General features: G+C 70.5%; 18 protein-coding genes. 10 read left to right on the top strand and 8 right to left on the bottom strand.

Annotation, left to right across the window (positions count from 1 at the left end):
* Positions 1–28: 28 nt before the first annotated feature.
* Positions 29–634, top strand: a complete 606-nt coding sequence (locus tag M2283_RS36895) for a MarC family protein (protein ID WP_280880850.1) — start codon at positions 29–31, stop codon at positions 632–634.
* A 99-nt stretch (positions 635–733) separates the two neighbouring features.
* On the opposite strand, the gene M2283_RS36890 is transcribed toward M2283_RS36895, so the two are convergent.
* The gene (locus M2283_RS36890) at positions 734–886 is read right to left on the bottom strand and encodes a hypothetical protein (RefSeq protein ID WP_019058373.1); all 153 of its coding nucleotides are present in this window, start codon (positions 884–886) and stop codon (positions 734–736) included.
* A gap of 197 nt (positions 887–1,083) precedes the next feature.
* Between M2283_RS36890 and M2283_RS36885 the strand changes: the two genes are divergently transcribed.
* Positions 1,084–1,989: an NYN domain-containing protein gene (locus M2283_RS36885; RefSeq protein ID WP_280881046.1), complete on the top strand. Its 906-nt coding sequence runs from the start codon at positions 1,084–1,086 to the stop codon at positions 1,987–1,989.
* A 187-nt stretch (positions 1,990–2,176) separates the two neighbouring features.
* Here the strand turns inward: M2283_RS36885 and M2283_RS36880 are convergent, their stop codons facing one another.
* From M2283_RS36880 to M2283_RS36870, 3 genes are all read right to left on the bottom strand, one after another.
* Positions 2,177–2,293: a MerR family DNA-binding transcriptional regulator gene (locus M2283_RS36880; protein ID WP_432423177.1), complete on the bottom strand. Its 117-nt coding sequence runs from the start codon at positions 2,291–2,293 to the stop codon at positions 2,177–2,179.
* Complete coding sequence (locus M2283_RS36875) at positions 2,280–3,191, bottom strand: alpha/beta fold hydrolase (RefSeq protein WP_280880849.1); 912 nt, start codon at positions 3,189–3,191, stop codon at positions 2,280–2,282. The genes M2283_RS36880 and M2283_RS36875 overlap by 14 nt, the downstream gene beginning before the upstream one ends.
* A 172-nt stretch (positions 3,192–3,363) precedes the next feature.
* Complete coding sequence (locus M2283_RS36870; RefSeq protein ID WP_280880848.1) at positions 3,364–5,820, bottom strand: DEAD/DEAH box helicase; 2,457 nt, start codon at positions 5,818–5,820, stop codon at positions 3,364–3,366.
* Positions 5,821–6,304: 484 nt separating this feature from the next.
* Between M2283_RS36870 and M2283_RS36865 the strand changes: the two genes are divergently transcribed.
* Positions 6,305–7,072: a ferritin-like fold-containing protein gene (locus M2283_RS36865; RefSeq protein ID WP_280881045.1), complete on the top strand. Its 768-nt coding sequence runs from the start codon at positions 6,305–6,307 to the stop codon at positions 7,070–7,072.
* A 105-nt stretch (positions 7,073–7,177) separates the two neighbouring features.
* Here the strand turns inward: M2283_RS36865 and M2283_RS36860 are convergent, their stop codons facing one another.
* The 4 genes from M2283_RS36860 to M2283_RS36845 form a co-directional block, all read right to left on the bottom strand.
* Positions 7,178–7,444, bottom strand: a complete 267-nt coding sequence (locus tag M2283_RS36860) for a hypothetical protein (protein WP_280880847.1) — start codon at positions 7,442–7,444, stop codon at positions 7,178–7,180.
* Positions 7,445–7,640: 196 nt separating this feature from the next.
* Positions 7,641–7,868 carry a DUF3107 domain-containing protein gene (locus M2283_RS36855; RefSeq protein ID WP_123997903.1) on the bottom strand — a complete coding sequence of 76 codons (228 nt, stop codon included), beginning with the start codon at positions 7,866–7,868 and terminating at the stop codon, positions 7,641–7,643.
* Positions 7,869–8,021: 153 nt separating this feature from the next.
* Positions 8,022–8,666: a TetR/AcrR family transcriptional regulator gene (locus M2283_RS36850; RefSeq protein ID WP_123997902.1), complete on the bottom strand. Its 645-nt coding sequence runs from the start codon at positions 8,664–8,666 to the stop codon at positions 8,022–8,024.
* Positions 8,667–8,837: 171 nt separating this feature from the next.
* A complete protein-coding gene (locus M2283_RS36845; protein ID WP_280880846.1) occupies positions 8,838–9,062 on the bottom strand; it encodes a hypothetical protein in 225 nt (74 codons plus the stop codon).
* Positions 9,063–9,227: 165 nt separating this feature from the next.
* On the opposite strand from M2283_RS36845, the gene M2283_RS36840 reads away from it, so the two are divergent.
* From M2283_RS36840 to M2283_RS36815, 7 genes are all read left to right on the top strand, one after another.
* Positions 9,228–10,409 carry an alpha/beta fold hydrolase gene (locus tag M2283_RS36840; protein ID WP_280880845.1) on the top strand — a complete coding sequence of 394 codons (1,182 nt, stop codon included), beginning with the start codon at positions 9,228–9,230 and terminating at the stop codon, positions 10,407–10,409.
* 419 nt (positions 10,410–10,828) lie between these two features.
* Positions 10,829–12,157 (top strand): DUF3152 domain-containing protein, encoded by a 1,329-nt coding sequence (locus tag M2283_RS36835; RefSeq protein ID WP_280880844.1) that lies wholly within the window; start codon positions 10,829–10,831, stop codon positions 12,155–12,157.
* A 68-nt stretch (positions 12,158–12,225) separates the two neighbouring features.
* On the top strand, positions 12,226–12,321 hold the full coding sequence (locus tag M2283_RS51750; RefSeq protein ID WP_348538952.1) for an Ms4533A family Cys-rich leader peptide: 96 nt from the start codon (positions 12,226–12,228) through the stop codon (positions 12,319–12,321).
* A gap of 172 nt (positions 12,322–12,493) precedes the next feature.
* Positions 12,494–14,212 (top strand): ABC transporter substrate-binding protein, encoded by a 1,719-nt coding sequence (locus M2283_RS36830; RefSeq protein ID WP_280880843.1) that lies wholly within the window; start codon positions 12,494–12,496, stop codon positions 14,210–14,212.
* A gap of 4 nt (positions 14,213–14,216) precedes the next feature.
* Entirely contained in the window at positions 14,217–15,314 is a 1,098-nt protein-coding gene (locus tag M2283_RS36825; RefSeq protein WP_280880842.1) for an ABC transporter permease, read from the top strand.
* Entirely contained in the window at positions 15,311–16,309 is a 999-nt protein-coding gene (locus M2283_RS36820) for an ABC transporter permease (protein ID WP_280880841.1), read from the top strand. The genes M2283_RS36825 and M2283_RS36820 overlap by 4 nt, the downstream gene beginning before the upstream one ends.
* Positions 16,306–17,928 carry an ABC transporter ATP-binding protein gene (locus M2283_RS36815; protein WP_348538951.1) on the top strand — a complete coding sequence of 541 codons (1,623 nt, stop codon included), beginning with the start codon at positions 16,306–16,308 and terminating at the stop codon, positions 17,926–17,928. The genes M2283_RS36820 and M2283_RS36815 overlap by 4 nt, the downstream gene beginning before the upstream one ends.
* The last annotated feature ends 179 nt before the right edge of the window (positions 17,929–18,107 follow it).

Genomic DNA, 18,107 nt, shown 5'->3' with positions numbered 1-18,107 from the left:
CTTCTCCCGCAAGGCCAGTAGCTCACCTATGTTCGACGTCGCCGTCTTCGGCTCCCTGTTCCTGACCCTGTTCGTCATCATGGATCCCCCCGGGATCACACCGATCTTTCTCGCCCTCACCGCCGGCCGGCCCGGCAAGGTGCAGAAGCGGATGGCCTTCCAGGCCGTGTGCGTGGCGGGCGGGGTGATCACCGTCTTCGGGCTTCTGGGACACCAGATTCTCGACTACCTGCACGTCTCCGTGCCCGCGCTGATGATCGCGGGCGGCCTGCTGCTCCTGCTGATCGCCCTCGATCTGCTCACCGGCAAGACCGACGAGCCGAAGCAGACCAAGGACGTCAACGTGGCGCTGGTACCGCTGGGCATGCCGCTGCTGGCCGGGCCCGGCGCGATCGTGTCCGTCATCCTGGCCGTGCAGAAGGCCGACGGGGTCGCCTCGCAGGTGTCGGTGTGGGCGGCGATCCTCGCGATCCATGTCGTGCTGTGGCTGGTGATGCGGTACTCGCTGCTGATCATCCGGGTCATCAAGGACGGCGGTGTGGTGCTGGTGACGCGGCTCGCCGGGATGATGCTCTCCGCGATCGCCGTGCAACAGATCATCAACGGCATCACGCAGGTGATCAAGGGGAGTTGACCCTCGTACCGCGTATCTCTTGGCTCATACGCAGAGCCCCCGCGCGGCATCGGTGCCGTACGGGGGCTCTGAAGTGTGGTTTAAGGATCCGCGTAAGTGTTACGAGGCCTTGGTCTCGGCGGGGCGGATCCACAGACGCTGTCCTATGGCGGCGGCCTGTTGCACGATCCGGTTGACGGAGGCGGCGTCCACGACGGTGCTGTCCACGGTGGTGCCGTCGACCTCGTCGAGACGCATGATTTCGAAGCGCATGGCTTCTCCCTTCGTCTGGTCATCCTCCTGAGGAGAACTACTTGGTTACTGATGTAGTCAACGGGATGCGTGTTACAAACATTCCCTACGCTAAGGAAATTTTTCGAACGACTAACTACTGACCGGTAAGGGATCGGCAAGGTGTTCACAGGAGACTGACCGGGACCGGTTGTGTTCGCAGCGTGACCGCCGAGACAATGGAGGCGATGAGAGACGACGACCTGACGGCGCTCGGCGCCCGCATCGACCGCACGAACGAGCTGCTGAGACGCATGCTCGCCGAGGTGGCGAAGACGCCCTCGACCCATGCGATCTTCGTCGACGCGGGCTACCTGTACGCGGCCGCGGGACGTCTCGTCGCCGGCACCGAGGACCGTCGCGCCTTCGACCTCGACTCCGAGGGACTGATCGAGGCGCTCATCGACAAGGCGCGCACGATCTTCGCTGACAGCAGGCTGCTGCGGGTCTACTGGTACGACGGCGCCAGGCGCCGCATCCACACCGCCGAGCAGCAGTCCATCGCCGAACTCCCGGACGTGAAGGTCCGGTTGGGCAATCTGAACGCCAACAACCAGCAGAAGGGCGTCGACTCACTCATCCGCACCGACCTCGAATCGCTCGCCCGGCACCGCGCCATCAGCGACGCGGCCCTGCTCGGCGGCGACGAGGACCTGGTGTCGGCGGTCGAGGCGGCGCAGGGGTACGGGGCCCGGGTCCACCTGTGGGGCATCGAGGCCCCCGAGGGCCGCAACCAGGCGGAGCCGCTGCTCTGGGAGGTCGACAGCCAGCGCACCTTCGACCTCGACTTCTTCAAGCCGTACGTCGCCCGGCGCACCGCCCTCGCCTTCGAGACCGCGGCGACCCGGCCCACCCGCGAGGACGTCCGCTTCGTCGGCGCCCAGATCGCGGCGAAGTGGCTGGCCGCGAGGGGGCGCGAGGCGTTGGTGGAGCTGCTGCCGGGCCACCCGTACCTGCCGGGCTCGGTCGACCAGGATCTGCTGGTCGAGGCCGAGGGACTTCTCCAGTACTCGTTGCGCGGACAGGCCGACCTGCGGCGGGCGCTGCGGGACGGGTTCTGGGAGCACCTGCAGACGCAGTACTAGCGCCGGTGACCGGGAGCGGGTGCCCGGGTGACCAGGTGTTCCGGTGACCGTCGAGAGGTCAGCGGGCGTGGTGGCGCTCGGCCTCGCGGACCTTTGCCACCGTCGCCCGGGCCTCCGGGTCGTCACCGGCGACGATGCGCCTGGAACAGCTCGGACGTGGTCGTCCGCCCCTCCTCCAGCTCGGGGATCACGCCACGCGGTAGCCGTTACCGTCGCGATGGGCGTACAGCAGCCCCTGCTTCTCGTAGTGGCGCAACAGTCGGGTCGGCACCTCCGTACGGCGTGCCAGGTCACCGATCCGCATGACGGCGACGCTCGTCGTCGGCGCGGTCCCAGAAGTCCGCGAAGGCGCGGGCCGTTTCCGCCGGACGGTCGGTGTTGGGGGAGTGCTCGGCGCCCTGGACGACCGTCCGATGGGCGCGCAGCCGCAGGGCCATCTCATCGAGCAACGTCACCGGCCAGGTGTCGTCGCGCGCGCCCGACAGGACGTGGAACGGCAGTGGCACGGCGGCCAGTTCGGCCACGCGGTCCGGCTCGACGCACAACTGGCGTCCCGTGGCGAGGAGTTGGGCGGGCTTGTTGCCCAACCAGCGCCGCCGCAGGTCTTCCTGGTCCCCGAGCCCGTCGTCCAACCCACCCGCGTCCGTCTCCTCCGGCGGCTGCGGCTCCATGGCCTGGATCGCCTCCCACACCTCGGCCAGGGTCATCACGGCGAGCGCGTCCCGCAACAGCTTCACGCGCTGCTGCTGCGAGGAGGAGATCTGGGCCGGCCCGGAGGCCATGAGGGTCAGCGACCGGAAGGGCGAGTGGTCCAGGAGAACGGCGGCACGGGCGATCTGCCCGCCGAGCGAGTGCCCGACCAGATGCACGGGACCGTGGTGGTCGAGGGCCGCGACCTGAGCGAGCACATCCCGCGCCAACTTCTCCTGCGCGTACGCCGATTCATCATCCACCGGCCCGTCGGACTCGTACTGTCCGCGTCCGTCCACGGCGACCGTCCGGTACCCGCGGGCCGCGAGCCGCTCATGCAGCGGATTGAAGTCCTCCTTGCTGCCGGTGAACCCGGGCAGCATCAGCGCCACACCCCTCGGCTCGACACCGGCAGCCACGGCTGCGTCGACGGCGGCGAACTCTCCACGCGCGGTACGCAGCGAGTACACGCGGGCGCCGGGGGGCGGGGTGAAGGACGGAGGCCTGCTCATACGGCGAGGCTATCTGGCGGGTGTGGCGGGGAGGGTGTCGGGCCGGTTCACGGGGTGTGTCCGGGAAGGTGGGGGAGGGGGAGGAGGGCGCGGATCCGGACGCCGGGGCGGGCGAAACGCCGACGGCCCGGCCCACGTGATGTGGGCCGGGGCCGTCGGTGAGAGTGAGCGCTCAGCTCTCGGCAGGCTCCGCGGCTGCGGCGGTCGCCTTGCGCGTACGCCGTACCGTCTTGGGCTTCGCCTCGGCCGTCTCCGCGGGGGCCTCGGCGGTTGCCGCGGCCTTCCGGGTACGGCGCGGCTTGGCCGCCGCCTCTTCCACGGCCTGGGCCGGGATGTCGGCGGTGACGGGCTCGGCGGTCTTGCGGGTGCGGCGAGCCTTGGGCTTGGCCTCCGTGCCTTCCGCCGTGTCCACGGCGGTTTCGGCAGCGGCGGCGGCCTTGCGGGTACGACGCGGCTTGGCCTCGGCCGGCGCCTCGGTGACCTCGGCGGTCTCCGGGGCGGCGGTCGCTGCCTTGCGGGTGCGACGGGCCTTGGGCTTGGTTTCCGTGGCCTCGGCCGTCTCCACGACGGCCTCGGCGGCAGCGGCGGCCTTCCGGGTACGGCGCGGCTTCGCCTCGGCCAGCTCGGTGACCTCCGCGACCGCTTCCACGGGCTCGGCGACCTTGCGGGTACGGCGAGCCCTCGGCTTGGTCTCCACCGCTTCCGCCGTGTCCACGACGGCCTCGGCGGCAGCGGCGGCCTTTCGGGCGCGGCGCGGCTTGGCCTCTGACAGCTCGATGACCTCGGCGATTTCGGTGGTCTCCGCGGCGACAGCCGGCTCGGCGGCCTTGCGGGTACGGCGAGCCCTCGGCTTGGTCTCCACGGCTTCCGCCGTGTCCACGACCGTCTCCGCGGCGGCCGTCGCCTTGCGCGTACGACGACGCGGGGCGGCCGGAGCCTCCGGCTCGGTCACGGCGACCGGGGTCTCCACGACGACCGGCGGAGCCGCCAGTGCGGCAGCGGCCTCCGTGGCCTCGACCGGTGCCTCCGCGGACCGGCGGGTCCGGCGGCGGCGCGACTTCGACGAGGTCTCGGGGGCGTCCAGCGCAGGGCCCTCAGCCGTGGTGACCGCGGCCTCGGCGGCCTCGGTCGGTACGGCTGCGGCAGCCGTCACCGGCTCCGACGCGCCGTTACGGGTACGGCGCCGGCGGCGCGGTGTACGCGTGCCGGTGGCCTCCTCGGCCTCGGGCACTGCGGCCACCGAAGCGGCCGGAGCGGCTGTACCGTCCAGCGGGGTTCCATTACGCGTCCGCCGGCGGCTGCGCGGCGTACGCGCGGGACGCTCGCGGTCGCCGGAGCGGGACTCGTTCCGGTCTCCGCGGTCACCCCGGTTGTCGCGGTCTCCCCGGTTGTCCCGGTCGCCTCGTCCGCCACGGCCGCGCGGACCGCCACGTCCGCCCGTCTCGCCGAGGTCCTCGAGCACCTCCGCCTCCAGCCCGGCGCGGGTGCGCTCGGCCCGGGGCAGGACACCCTTGGTGCCCACGGGGATGTTCAGTTCCTCGAAGAGGTGCGGGGACGTGGAGTACGTCTCCGGCGGGGCCGGGAAGCCGAGGTCCAGCGCCTTGTTGATGAGCTGCCAGCGCGGGATGTCGTCCCAGTCGACGAGGGTGACGGCGATGCCCTTGGCACCCGCGCGGCCCGTACGGCCGATGCGGTGCAGGTACGTCTTCTCGTCCTCGGGGGACTGGTAGTTGATGACGTGCGTCACGCCCTCGACGTCGATGCCGCGGGCGGCGACGTCGGTGCAGACGAGGACGTCCACCTTGCCGTTGCGGAAGGCGCGCAGCGCCTGCTCGCGGGCGCCCTGGCCGAGGTCGCCGTGGACCGCGCCGGCGGCGAAGCCGCGCTGCTTGAGCTGGTCGGCGAGGTCGGCCGCGGTGCGCTTGGTGCGGCAGAAGACCATGGCCAGGGCCCGGCCGTCGGCCTGCAGTATGCGTGAGACCAGCTCGGGCTTGTCCATGTTGTGCGCGCGGTAGATGTACTGCGCGGTGTTCGCGACCGTCGCGCCCGCGTCGTCCGGCGCGGTGGCGCGGATGTGCGTGGGCTGCGACATGTAGCGGCGGGCCAGGCCGATGACCGCGCCCGGCATGGTCGCCGAGAACAGCATGGTCTGACGCTTGGCCGGCAGGAAGTTGATGATCTTCTCGACGTCGGGCAGGAAGCCCAGGTCGAGCATCTCGTCGGCCTCGTCGAGGACGAGCGCCTTGATGTGCTTGAGGTTGAGCTTCTTCTGGCCCGCGAGGTCCAGCAGTCGGCCCGGGGTGCCGACGATGACGTCGGTGCCCTTCTTGAGGGCCTCGACCTGGGGCTCGTAGGCCCGGCCGCCGTAGATCGCCGTCACGCGTACGTTGCGGACCTTGCCCGCGGTCAGCAGGTCGTTGGTCACCTGCGTGCAGAGCTCGCGCGTGGGGACGACGACGAGCGCCTGCGGGGCGTCGGTGAGGGCCTCGGGCTTGGCGCGGCCGGCCTCTACGTCGGCCGGGACGGTGACGCACTCGAGGAGCGGGAGGCCGAAGCCCAGCGTCTTGCCGGTGCCGGTCTTGGCCTGGCCGATGACGTCCGAGCCCGAGAGGGCGACGGGGAGGGTCATCTCCTGGATGGGGAAGGGGGTGATGATGCCGACGGCTTCAAGCGCCTCGGCGGTCTCGGGAAGGATTCCGAGATCTCTGAACGTCGTAGTCAGGGTTTTGCCTCTTCTGTGTGCGCGGCGCGAGGCGAGCGAAGGGGTCGTTGACGGACCGTGCCGGGGACGTCGGCTGCCTTACGGACATGGGCCGTAGGGCACGGGACCTCTGCCGACGCTCTAGCGCTCGTACCGCTGAGGGTTCCCTCCGTACTCCGTACGCAGAGTGCGTACGACCCAGAGGGCTGTCGGGTCGGAGCCGATCGGGCCACCGACCGGGCATCCTCAAACGTGCGGCCGCACGAGGTATGCCGTCGTTATGGACGTGCGTACTCAGCAGGCGCATTACCACCATACCCCGGAAACGTGCACACGCGATGGCCGAATTGGTCACGTAGTCGTCGTCACACTGATTGACCAGGGACTTCCGCCTCGCGGCGAGCGGGCTATTGTGCGCTTCATGACGACCTCCGACAAGCCTGACAACGCCTCCGACGCGACTGTCGACGCCCCCGCCGAGCAGACCGGGGTCGCCGCCCAGGACTGGGCGACGGCCGCCGCCGACCCGCAGTACCGTGCCGCGGTCGTCGACCTGCTCGGCGCGCTGGCGTACGGGGAGCTGGCGGCGTTCGAGCGGCTCGCGGAGGACGCGAAGCTGGCGCCGACGCTGGCGGACAAGGCGGAGCTGGCGAAGATGGCTTCGGCCGAGTTCCACCACTTCGAGAGGCTGCGGGATCGGCTGACGGAGATCGGCGAGGAGCCCACGCACGCGATGCAGCCGTTCGTTGCCGCGCTGGACGGTTTTCACCGGCAGACGGCGCCTTCGGACTGGCTTGAGGGGCTCGTCAAGGCGTATGTCGGTGACTCGATCGCGTCCGACTTCTACCGTGAGGTCGCCGCGCGGCTCGACACGGATTCGCGGGAGCTGGTGCTGGCGGTTCTCGATGACACCGGTCATGCCGGGTTCGCGGTCGAGAAGGTGCGGGCCGCCATCGACGCGGAGCCTCGTGTGGGCGGGCGGCTCGCGCTGTGGGCTCGGCGGTTGATGGGGGAGGCGTTGTCGCAGTCCCAGCGGGTTGTCGCCGACAGGGATGCGTTGTCGACGATGCTTGTCGGTGGAGTCGCCGACGGGTTCGACCTTGCTGAGGTCGGGCGGATGTTCTCGCGGATTACTGAGGCTCACACCAAGCGGATGGCTGCGCTGGGGTTGGCGGCGTAGCGCTCCGCGAGGGGGCGGGGGATTCGGCTGCGGCCCGGTGGGGGCTGGTCGCGCAGTTCCCCGCGCCCCTGAGGAAGTTGGCCGCGCCGCCTGTCTCCCAGTGCTCTACGCCGGTGCTGAGCGGCGGAGTCTGCGAGACGGGCGCAGGAGGAGTGAGAGGGAGGCGGCGGAGACGACGGCCGCGCCCAGGAGGATCAGGAGGAGGCTGCCCGGGCCCAGGGCGCTGTGGGTGACGAAGGCGCCGAACAGGGCGCCGGCCACTCCGGTGGCGAGGACCAGGGATCGGGCCGGGAGCCGGTCCGCGAGTCGATGGGCCGTCACGGCTGCCAGAGCCAGACCGAGAACGGCTGCGGCGAGCGCTTCCAACAACATCACGAGGGGTCCCTCCCACACGGCCTGCCTGCGCATCACGGTCTTAGGCGGTCATACCCGTGACCTGCGGAATGCAATCCTCCTCTGTGCGTGACTTGTGCTCCGTTTGTGGAGAAGACGGTGGTGAGGTACGTGGCGGAAAACAACAGAGGGGCCCGGCGACGAGACGTTGCCGGGCCCCTCTGTTCGCGTGTGCCTAGAGCGCGCCGAAGCCCACCTTGCGCGGGGCCGCCTCACCCAGTTCGACGTAGGCGAGTCGCTCGGCCGGGACGAGGACCTTGCGGCCGTGCTCGTCCACGAGGGTCAGCAGCTGCGACTTCCCGGCCAGTGCCTCGGCCACGATCCGCTCGACCTCCTCGGCACTCTGACCGCTCTCCAGAACGATCTCGCGGGGCGCGTGCTGCACGCCGATCTTGACCTCCACGACTATGTCCCTCCGACGGTCAGTGAAGTGCGCGACCTGTCCGCGCCCTACCCAGCACACATTAGCCCGGTGAGGGGACGTACACGCTCCGCCCCGGAACGCCAGGAGCGAACAGCGGACGGGAACAAACGGTCGCCCGGGGTCGCGGTGGCGTCAGTGGTGCTGGTCGGTGCCGTGCAGCGGGAAGCCCGCGATACCGCGCCAGGCCAGTGAGGTCAGCAGCTGCACCGCCTGGTCGCGGGGCACGCTGCGGTCGCTGTGCAGCCAGGAACGGGCCACCACCTGAGCGAGACCGCCGAGCCCGGAGGCCAGCAGCATCGACTCCGCCTGGGAGAGGCCGGTGTCCTCCGCGATGACCTCGCAGATCGCCTCGGCGCACTCGTTCGTGACCTTGTCCACGCGCTCGCGCACGGCGGGCTCGTTGGTCAGGTCCGACTCGAAGACCAGGCGGAAGGCGCCGCCGTCGTCCTCGACGTACGCGAAATAGGCGTCCATCGTCGCGCGGACCCGCTGCTTGTTGTCGGTCGTCGACGCGAGCGCCACACGCACCGACTGGATCAGTGACTCGCAGTGCTGGTCGAGAAGTGCCAGGTAGAGGTCGAGCTTGCCGGGAAAGTGCTGGTAGAGCACCGGCTTGCTGACGCCCGCCCGCTCGGCGATGTCGTCCATCGCCGCCGCGTGGTAGCCCTGCGCCACGAACACTTCCTGCGCGGCGCCCAGCAGCTGGTTCCGTCGGGCACGGCGCGGCAGGCGCGTACCCCTCGGGCGTGCCGCCTCTGTCTGCTCGATGGCTGTCACGCCGCCTCCCAAAGTCGTCCTCTTGCGGTGAGCGCCGCGTCGCCATCGTACTTTTCGGTAACCGTGGTGTGCGCGGTGCGAGCGCAGAATTTCACGGACGGGACCATGGTGATACCCGAAAAGGCGGTTTCGGACCGCTTCGATGTGGGCAAAAGAGCGCCTTCCGCCCGCTCAGCGGTAGTCGTCCTCGTCGAGCGAGACGACCCGATGCTGCTCGATCACGTCGGCCTCGGCCGCTCGGGCCGGGTCGACGTCCTCCAGTGGCTCGTCGCGGTCGGGCACGACATCGGCGTGCTGCTCCGCCGCGTCCGCCTCCGGCGCCTCCACGTCGATCTCCGTCGCTTCCTCGGCGCGCTCGTCCTCGAATGTCTCGGGATCGGTGGGGTCGATGGCCATGTTGGGCTCCCTTCCTACGAATGTCCCCGGAAGAAACGGGGGCTACAAGCGGGTGCCCTCTTCACGAGCCTAGGAGACACCGGATCCGGACGCTATGCGAGCGTGCGTGCGATCTGTGACGGCGAACACACGAGCCCCTGCGTGATCGTCTCGTAACATTGCCGCATGTCTTCGACCGAGCCGCCGTCCGTGCCGGCGACCAATGTGCTCCCGAAGGTGTCCCCCGTCAGGGTCGCGGACGGCGAGCGGCTCAGATCGGTCGGGCTGCCGGGCATCACGCTGACGGTCCGTTCGCGACCCCCGTCCCGCGAGGGGCTGCCGCCCGCGCTCTACGTCCATGGCCTGGGCGGTTCCTCGCAGAACTGGTCGGTACTGATGGAGCGGCTGGAGGGCGTCGTCGACGGCGAGGCCCTCGATCTGCCGGGCTTCGGCGACTCTCCGCCGCCGGACGACGGCGACTACTCGATCACCGGGCACGCGCGCGCGGTGATCCGTTTTCTCGACGCGGCAGGGCGCGGTCCCGTGCACCTCTTCGGCAACTCGCTCGGCGGCGCGGTCACTACACGCGTCGCGGCGCTGCGGCCCGACCTGGTGCGCACACTCACGCTCGTGTCGCCGGCACTGCCCGAGATCCGCGTCCAGCGCAGCGCCGTGCCCACGGTGCTGATGGCGCTGCCCGGAGTGACCGGGCTGTTCACCAGGCTCACCCGGGAGTGGACGGCGGAGCAGCGCGTCCGCGGCGTTCTGACGCTGTGTTACGGCGACCCCGGGATGGTGACGCCGGAAGGTCTCAGTGACGCCGTCGAGGAGATGGAGCGGCGGCTGCAACTGCCGTACTTCTGGGACGCGATGACCCGCTCCGCGCGCGGGATCGTCAACGCGTACACGCTGGGCGGCCAGCACGGGCTGTGGCGCCAGGCCGAACGGGTCCTCGCGCCGACCCTGCTCATCTACGGCGGCCGGGACCAGCTCGTCGGCTACCGCATGGCCCGCAAGGCGGCCCGCACCTTCCGCGACTCCCGCCTGCTCAGCCTGCCGGACGCGGGACATGTGGCGATGATGGAGTACCCGGAGCTGGTGGCCCGGAGTTTCTGTGAACTCCTCGCGGATTCGGGGGAGTCGGTGCCGTCGGACACGCGGGGCGACTTGGCCGGTGGGGCCCGTGGTGCCTACGGTGCTGGTGTCGCCGACGGCTCGTCAGTCGCCGGGCGCGGTGACGGTGACATCAAGGGCGACGAGGGCGGCGAGAGCGTGAAACCGGAGCGCTCCAGGACTGTGGGTTCGAGGACGGGGCGTGCGAAGGTGGCCGGCGAGGGTGACGGAGTCGGCGAGAGCGCGAGGAGCTGAGGGGGGACGTGGGACGCCACAGCCGTCGCGGTCTTGCCAAGGGCGAGGCCGCCGACATAGGCGCGGGGCGGGGTGCTCGGACTGCGCGATCGGAGTCCGGCGCCGGGCCCGCTGCGGCCGCGGGCGGGGGGCCGAGTGCGGCGTCCCGGCAGGGGCAACAGGCGCAGCAGGGGCAGCAACGGGAACAGGGGCAGGGGCAGCAACGGCAGCGGCCGGGTGCGGCTTCTGGCCGAGGGCCTGCCGGTGCGGTGCCTCCCATACCTGGGCCTCGGCGTGGGGACGGGCCGCCTTCCGGCGCGGTTCCCGGGGCGTGGCAGCAGGGTGGCCGGCCTCAGCAGGGTGGCGGTTGGCCCCAGCCCCAGCAAGGACAGCAGCAGGGACAGTGGCAGGGCTCGGGCGGTCGGAGTGGAGCCGGGCGGATGGCTGACGGGACGCCGGCGAACGGCTTTCCCAGGCCTGCCGACGGGACGCCCGCGCGCGGGGTACCGCGACTTCCCGACGGCACGCCCGCACACGGCTTCCCTCGCCTCCCCGACGGCACGCCCGCGCACGGGTTCCCGCGGCTGCCGGACGGCACGCCCGCGCGTGGAGTGCCTCGACTTCCCGACGGGACCCCCGCCCACGGTTTCCCCCAGGTACGTGGTGGGCACCCGCAGCAGCGTGAATCCGGTGGCGGGTGGGGCGAGTTGAGGGGCGCGGGTCCGGCGGGGCCGGGTGCTGCCCCTTCCCGGCGGCGACAAGCGCCTTCAGGTGGTCCGCGGCAGGACTATGTCGACGCCTTCGGTGAGGACGACGACGTCTTCGCGCCGCGCGCCCGAACCGCCACCGACCTCTACGACTCCGGCACCGAGTGGGACCGCCGTACCGGCGTGGGCGTTCCCTCCGAGACCGACGCCGACCACGACGACGCGCCGCCGACCGGTGTGCCCGCGCAGGCCACGGGCGCCAAGGGCAGGGCCTTCACCGGCATCGCGGCCGCCGCCGTCGTCACCGTGCTGGCCGTCGTCGTCGCCGGCCAGGTCGCGGACGGACGTGACGACAACGGCGTACGGACGCAGTCGGCCACGGATCAGGGGCGGGACGCCCGGGACTCGTCGTCGCGCGGGGACGGGCGGCCGACGCCGTCCTCGTCGCCGAGCGTGGCGACGCTGACGTACGCGCAGAAGATGGACAAGAAGTACGCGCTGGGGGCCAAGCTCAAGGGGTCGGGGAAGTTCGACGCGATCCCGGGGGTCGCCAAGGCGCCCGGCAAGGGGCAGAAGTACACGTACCGCGTGGACGTGGAGAAGGGGCTCGGGCTGGACGGGGAGCTCTTCGCCGCCGCCGTGCAGAAGACGCTCAACGACGACCGGAGCTGGGCGCACAACGGCGCCCGTACCTTCGAGCGTGTCTACTCCGGGCAGCCGGACTTCGTGATCACGCTCGCCAGTCCCGGCACGACCGCCGACTGGTGCGCCAGGTCCGGTCTGGACACCACCGAGGACAACGTGTCCTGCGACTCGGCCGCCACCGAACGAGTGATGATCAACGCATACAGATGGGCACAGGGGTCGACCACCTACGGTGACGAGATTCACGCCTACCGGCAGATGTTGATCAACCACGAGGTGGGTCACCGTCTCGGCTATCACCATGTGACCTGTGACAAGAACGGCCAGCTCGCGCCGGTGATGCAGCAGCAGACCAAGTTCCTGGACCATGACGGAATCCACTGTCTGCCCAACCCCTGGCCGTATCCCGGAAGTTGACGCACGGGTCGACCGGTGACGCTCATGTCACATTGACATGCGTTGATCAGTCATACATATTGCTGCGCATGTGGTCTAGTCATCCCGTCGAGCAGAGCGCCCCCATCGAGCTGGCGCTCATCGGCGTGACCCCACTCTGTGTGGCCGACATCCACTGTCGCTGACGCTCCCTTCCGGGCGTTCGCGTCGCGATCTCTCTTCTCCGCCGTGACCGGTCACGGCTTCTCGACGACCTGACGCCCGGGCAGACGTCTGTTCACATTCGTCTCACTCCTCGTCAATCCGTCTCACCATTCGAGCCGCGGGGCTCGAACCACCCGAGAGGTCGTCATTCCGATGCGTCAACCGTCCGCCACAGCGCGCCGAGTGGCCGCGGCATCCGTAGGCCTGGTTCTGGCAGCGGGCGTCGCCGCCTGCGGGCCTGAGGACAACGATGCCAAGGGCTCCGGTGGCGACTCCACGCCCCACAAGGGCGGCACGCTCACGGTCCTGAACTCCGACCCGCAGCAGGACTTCGACCCGGCCCGCCTGTACACCTCGGGCGGCGGCAACGTCCCGTCCCTGGTCTTCCGTACGCTCACCACCCGCAACCGCGAGAACGGCGCGGCCGGTGCCAAGGTCGTCCCGGACCTCGCCACCGACACCGGGCGCCCCAACAAGGACGCGACCGAGTGGACGTACACCCTGAAGAAGGGCCTCAAGTACGAGGACGGCACGGCGATCACGTCCGCCGACATCAAGTACGGCATCGAGCGCTCCTTCGCGCCCGAGCTGTCCGGCGGCGCGCCCTACCTGCGGGACTGGCTGGTCGGCGCGGCCGACTACCAGGGGCCCTACAAGGACAAGAAGGGCCTGTCGGCGATCGAGACGCCGGACAGCCGGACCATCGTGTTCCACCTGAACAAGCCCGAGGGCGAGTTCCCCTACCTGGCCACGCAGACGCAGACCACGCCCGTCCCGAAGGCCAAGGACACCGGCACGAAGTACGAGGAGCACCCGGTCTCGTCCGGCCCCTACAAGGTCGTCCAGAACGAGAACGACGGTGAGCACCTCGTCCTGGAGCGCAACACCTACTGGTCGGCCTCCGTCGACGACGAGCGCAAGGCGTACCCGGACAAGATCGACGTGCGGTCGGGGCTCGACTCGTCCGTGATCAACCAGCGGCTGTCGGCGTCCCAGGGGGCGGACGCGACCGCGGTCACCACGGACACCAACCTCGGTCCGGCCGAGCTCGCCAAGGTGTCGGGCGACAAGAAGCTGGCCGCGCGCGTGGGCACCGGGCACTTCGGCTACACGAACTACATCGCGTTCAACCCGACGGTGAAGCCGTTCGACGACCCGAAGGTGCGCGAGGCGGTCTCGTATGCCATCGACCGCTCGTCCGTGATCAACGCGGCCGGTGGCTCCGCGCTGGCCGACTCCGCGACGACCTTCCTGCCGAACCAGAAGTCCTTCGGCTACACGCCCTACGACCTCTTCCCGGCGGGGGCGACCGGCAACGCCGCGAAGGCCAAGGAGCTGCTGAAGGAGGCCGGTTACCCCAAGGGGCTCACCGTCACGCTGACCCACTCCAACAGCAAGGACTTCGAGACCAGCCCCGAGATCGCGACCGCGATCCAGGACGCGCTCAAGAAGGCCGGCATCACGGTCAAGCTGCAGGGCCTGGAGGACAACGACTACCGGGACAAGATCCACAACGTGAAGACCGAGCCCGGCTTCTTCCTCGCCCACTGGGGTGCCGACTGGCCCTCCGGCGGTCCCTTCCTCGCCCCGATCTTCGACGGCCGGCAGATCGTCAAGGACGGCTCGAACTTCAACAACGGCCTGTTGAACGACAAGTCGGTCAATGCCGAGATTGACGCGATCAACAAGTTGACCGATCTTGACGCTGCCGCCAAGAGGTGGGGTGCACTGGACAAGAAGATCGGCGAGCAGGCGCTCACCGTCCCGCTGTTCCACCCCGTCTACAAGCGACTGGTCGGCCAGGACATCAAGAACGTCGTGATCAGCGACTGGACCGGTGTGCTGGACATCTCGCAGGTCGCGGTGAAGTAGCGCCGTGAGCGAGGCACTTGTCGCCGCCGAGACCCCCGGGACGGGCATCGAACCCGTCCCGGGGGTCTCGGGGGCCCGTCAGTTCTGGCGGCGGCTGCGAGCGCAGCGTGCCGCCCTCGTCGCGGCGGCCGTCGTCGCCCTGCTGATCCTGGTCGCGCTCGGTGCGCCGCTGCTCACGGCGATCGAGGGCCAGGACCCGACCACGTACCACCCCTCCCTCATCGACTCCGCGCGCGGGGGCGTGCCGATCGGCTCGTTCGGGGGCATCGGCGGCCACCACTGGCTGGGCGTCGAACCGCAGACCGGGCGTGATCTGTTCGCGCGGCTGGTCTACGGGGCCCGCGTCTCCCTGGGGGTCGCGTTCGCCGCGACCGTGATCCAGCTCCTCGTGGGTGTGGTGATGGGCATCGCGTCCGCGCTCGGCAGTGGATGGGTTGATCAACTGTTGAGCCGGATCACGGACATCTTTGTCGCCATGCCATTGATGATCATGGCATTGGCACTGCTCGCGATCGTCCCGTCGAGCTTCCCGCGACCCGTCCTGGTCACCCTGGTCATCGGGTTCATCGCGTGGGGCAACATCGCGAAGATCGTGCGCGCCCAGACGCTCACGCTCAAGGGGCTCGACTACGTCTCCGCCGCCCGGCTCAGCGGCTGGGGCACCTGGCGGATCGCCCGCAGGGAACTGCTGCCCGGGCTCGCCGCGCCGATCATCACCTACGCCGCGATCCTCATGCCGGTCAACATCAGCATCGAGGCCGCCCTGTCCTTCCTCGGCGTCGGCGTGAAGCCGCCGACGCCGTCCTGGGGGCAGATGCTCACCGCGGCCGACGTCTGGTACCAGGCGGCCCCGCAGTACCTGCTGCTCCCGGCCGGCTCGCTGTTCGTCACCGTGCTCGCGCTCACCGTCCTCGGCGACGGCGTCCGCACCGCCCTGGACCCGCGCGCGGCCTCCCGCCTGAGCATCGGCACGGGCCGCAAGCGCGAGGCGAAGGCGGCCAAGGGCGAGACCGAAGCGGGCAAGAGCGCGTCCGCGGTCGGCAAGGCTGCGACCGAGGCAGGCAACGGCACGACCGAGGCCGGCAAGGAGGGCTCCGCATGAGCGGCTTCGGAGGTTTCGTCCTGCGTCGCGCCGTGGGCACCGTGGTGACCCTGCTGGCCATCTCGGTGATCGTCTACGTCGTCTTCTACGCCACCCCCGGCAACGTCGCCCAGATCACCTGCGGCCCGCGCTGCTCGCCGGAGCAGGTGCACCAGGTCGCCCAGCAACTGCGCCTCGACGACCCGCTGTACGTGCGCTACTGGCAATTCCTGGTGGGCCTGGTCGCCGGCCAGGACTACTCCACGGGAACCTCGGTGGAGCACTGCTCGGCGCCCTGCCTCGGGCTCTCGTACCAGAGCGACCAGCAGGTCATGAGCATCATCCTGACGAAGCTCCCGGTGAGCCTCTCGCTGGTGCTCGGCGCGATGGTCCTGTGGCTCGTCCTGGGCGTCGGCACCGGCGTGCTCTCCGCCTGGCGGCGCGGCCGGTTCACCGAGCGGCTGCTGACCGCCCTCACCCTGGCCGGCTGGGCCACCCCGGTCTTCGTCATCGGACTCGTCCTGATGATCGTCGTCTGCGGCGAACTGCAACTCCTGCCCTTCCCGCAGTACGTGAACTTCACCGACGATCCCGAGCAGTGGGCGTGGAACCTCCTGCTGCCCTGGCTCTCGCTCGCCCTCATCGAGGCCGCGGCCTTCGCCCGGATGACCAGGGCGTCGATGCTGGAGACGCTGGCCGAGGACCACATCCGCACCTTCCGGGCGTACGGCGTCGCCGAGCGGACGATCGTCGGACGCCACGCACTGCGCGGCGCGCTGGCGCCCGTCATCGCGCTGAACGCCAACAACGTCGGCTCGGCGATCGGCGGCGCGGTCCTCACCGAGACCCTCTTCGGCCTCCCCGGCATCGGCCAGGAACTCGTCCACGCCGTCGACGTGGTCGATCTGCCGGTCGTCGTCGGGATGGTCCTGGTCATCGGGTTCTTCGTGGTCCTCGCCAACGCCCTCGCGGACGTGCTGTACGCGCTGGCCGACCGACGGGTGGTACTGACGTGAGTCTCGTCCAAGTCACGGATCTGTCCGTCGAGTTCGGCGACCTGCGGGCCGTCGACGGCCTCTCCTTCAGCCTGGCGCAGGGGGCCGCCGTCGCCCTGGTCGGCGAGTCCGGCTCCGGCAAGTCCACCGTCGCCTCGGCCCTGTTGGGGCTGCACCGCGGCACGGGCGCGCGGGTCGGCGGCTCGATCGAGGTCGCCGGCGTCGACGTACAGGAGGCGTCCGACGACGAACTGCGGCGGCTGCGCGGTGCGAAGGCCGCGATGGTCTTCCAGGACCCGCTGTCCTCGCTCGACCCGTACTACGCGATCGGCGACCAGATCGCCGAGGTGTACCGCGTGCACACGCGCGTGTCACGGCGAGCGGCACGCGCGCGTGCGGTGGAGGTGCTGGACCGAGTGGGAATTCCGGACGCACAACGCCGGTCCCGGTCCCGCCCGCACGAGTTCAGCGGCGGCATGCGCCAGCGCGCGCTCATCGCGATGGCGCTCGCCTGCGAGCCCGACCTCTTGATCGCCGACGAGCCGACCACCGCGCTCGACGTCACCGTCCAGGCCCAGATCCTCGACCTGCTGCACACGCTGCGCGAGGAGACCGGCATGGGGCTGCTGCTCGTCACACACGACGTGGGCGTGGCGGCGGAGAGCGTCGACGACGTGCTCGTCATGCGGCACGGGCGCGTGGTGGAACACGGGGCGATCGCCGACGTCCTGGGGGCGCCCGTCCAGCCGTACACGCGCGAACTGCTGGCCGCGGTCCCGCGTGTGGACGCGCCACGGGCCGCCGCGGCAGCGGGCTCCGAGGCAGCGCCGGGCTCCGAGGCGTCCGAGAGCGTCGTCCTGGAGGCCACTGGCCTCAGGCGTGAATTCGGGCGCGGGAAGCGGGCGTTCACGGCCGTGGACGACGTGTCGCTGGCGATCCGGCGGGGCGAGACCCTCGGGGTCGTGGGCGAGAGCGGCAGCGGCAAGACGACGCTCGGGCGGATGCTGGTCGGGCTGCTGGAGCCGACGGCGGGGGAGGTCCGTTACGAGGGCCACGCGCGCGTGGGTGTGCGACCGGCCGTTCAGATGGTGTTCCAGGACCCCGTCTCCTCCCTCAACCCCCGCCGCAGCGTGGGCGAGTCGATAGCCGACCCGCTACGCGCGCGTGGCGAACGGGACGAGAAGCAGATCAGGGGGCGCGTGACGGAACTGCTGGAGCGCGTGGGGCTCGAAGGGGCGCATTACGACCGCTACCCGCACGAGTTCAGCGGGGGCCAGCGCCAGCGCGTGGGCATCGCGCGGGCGCTCGCGGCCGACCCGCGCGTCATCGTCTGCGACGAGCCCGTCTCCGCGCTGGACGTGACCACGCAGGCCCAGGTGGTGGCCCTGCTCGGGGAGTTGCAGCGCGAACTCGGACTAGCGCTCGTCTTCATCGCGCACGACCTCGCTGTCGTGCGGCAGGTGAGCGACCGGGTCGCGGTGATGCGCCGCGGCCGGATCGTCGAGTCAGGCCCCGCCGACGAGGTGTACGACAACCCGCGGGACCCGTATACCAAGCAGCTCCTGGCCGCCGTACCGGCGCTCGACCCGCAGGTCGCGGCCCGGCGCCGGGCCGAACGGCGAGAGCTGGCCGCTGCCTGACGGAACGTAACTGCTTGATCCCTTAGCGCGATCGAACGCGATCCGCACGGGAAAGTTACGAGCGTTCACCCCTTCTGGTGGCGGGGCGGCCCCCCCGCCCGGCCGCCCCCCCCCATGGCCCCCAACGGAGGGGCCCCCGGCAGCCCCCGGGCCACCGCGGCCCCCCCCACCCGGGGGAG

Origin of the sequence: Streptomyces pseudovenezuelae (assembly GCF_029892565.1) — a bacterium.
Classification (GTDB): Bacteria; Actinomycetota; Actinomycetes; order Streptomycetales; family Streptomycetaceae; genus Streptomyces; species Streptomyces pseudovenezuelae_A.
The sequence above is the reverse complement of the archived record's forward strand: the minus strand, read 5'-3'. Positions and strand labels throughout refer to the sequence as shown.

Coding starts and splice junctions, on each gene's coding strand:
- M2283_RS36845 (WP_280880846.1), bottom strand. CDS start 9,062: ATGGCCATCGACCCCACCGATCCCGAGACATTCGAGGACGAGCGCGCC.
- M2283_RS36835 (WP_280880844.1), top strand. CDS start 10,829: ATGGCTGACGGGACGCCGGCGAACGGCTTTCCCAGGCCTGCCGACGGG.
- M2283_RS36890 (WP_019058373.1), bottom strand. CDS start 886: ATGCGCTTCGAAATCATGCGTCTCGACGAGGTCGACGGCACCACCGTG.
- M2283_RS36880 (WP_432423177.1), bottom strand. CDS start 2,293: ATGCGGATCGGTGACCTGGCACGCCGTACGGAGGTGCCGACCCGACTG.
- M2283_RS36840 (WP_280880845.1), top strand. CDS start 9,228: ATGTCTTCGACCGAGCCGCCGTCCGTGCCGGCGACCAATGTGCTCCCG.
- M2283_RS36875 (WP_280880849.1), bottom strand. CDS start 3,191: ATGAGCAGGCCTCCGTCCTTCACCCCGCCCCCCGGCGCCCGCGTGTAC.
- M2283_RS36885 (WP_280881046.1), top strand. CDS start 1,084: ATGGAGGCGATGAGAGACGACGACCTGACGGCGCTCGGCGCCCGCATC.
- M2283_RS51750 (WP_348538952.1), top strand. CDS start 12,226: ATGTGGTCTAGTCATCCCGTCGAGCAGAGCGCCCCCATCGAGCTGGCG.
- M2283_RS36895 (WP_280880850.1), top strand. CDS start 29: ATGTTCGACGTCGCCGTCTTCGGCTCCCTGTTCCTGACCCTGTTCGTC.
- M2283_RS36870 (WP_280880848.1), bottom strand. CDS start 5,820: ATGACCCTCCCCGTCGCCCTCTCGGGCTCGGACGTCATCGGCCAGGCC.
- M2283_RS36860 (WP_280880847.1), bottom strand. CDS start 7,444: ATGTTGTTGGAAGCGCTCGCCGCAGCCGTTCTCGGTCTGGCTCTGGCA.
- M2283_RS36830 (WP_280880843.1), top strand. CDS start 12,494: ATGCGTCAACCGTCCGCCACAGCGCGCCGAGTGGCCGCGGCATCCGTA.
- M2283_RS36820 (WP_280880841.1), top strand. CDS start 15,311: ATGAGCGGCTTCGGAGGTTTCGTCCTGCGTCGCGCCGTGGGCACCGTG.